Origin of the sequence: Saezia sanguinis (genome assembly GCF_003991585.1) — a bacterium.
Taxonomy (GTDB): domain Bacteria; phylum Pseudomonadota; class Gammaproteobacteria; order Burkholderiales; family Burkholderiaceae_C; genus Saezia; species Saezia sanguinis.
In genome coordinates this window covers 1-269 of record NZ_PQSP01000086.1, presented here as the reverse complement: position 1 = coordinate 269, position 269 = coordinate 1, and the positions used below count along the sequence as shown (strand labels likewise).

At 79.2% G+C, this 269-nt stretch carries 1 protein-coding gene; it reads left to right on the top strand.

Features of this window, described 5'->3' with window-relative positions; all coding sequences use genetic code 11:
- A partial coding sequence (locus CUZ56_RS15095; RefSeq protein ID WP_148113771.1) for a zinc-binding dehydrogenase occupies nt 1-269 on the top strand: 269 nt, incomplete at both ends.

Sequence of the window (269 nt, the reverse complement as noted above, 5' to 3'; positions counted from 1 at the left end):
GGCCGGGCTGCTGGCCGCGCGCACACGTCCCGGCACCACGGTGCTGGTGGTCGAACCGTCCGCCGATCGCCGTGCGCTGGCCCTCGAACTCGGCGCGGCCGCCGCCCTGGCCCCGGGCGACGAGACCGCCGCGACCATAGACGAACTCACCGGCGGCGGCGCCACCCACGCCCTCGACACCACCGGTCGTCCCGACGTGCTCGCGGCGGCGGTGGCGGGGCTGGCCACCGGCGGCGCGGTGGCGGTGGTCGGCCTCGGCATCGGCGTCC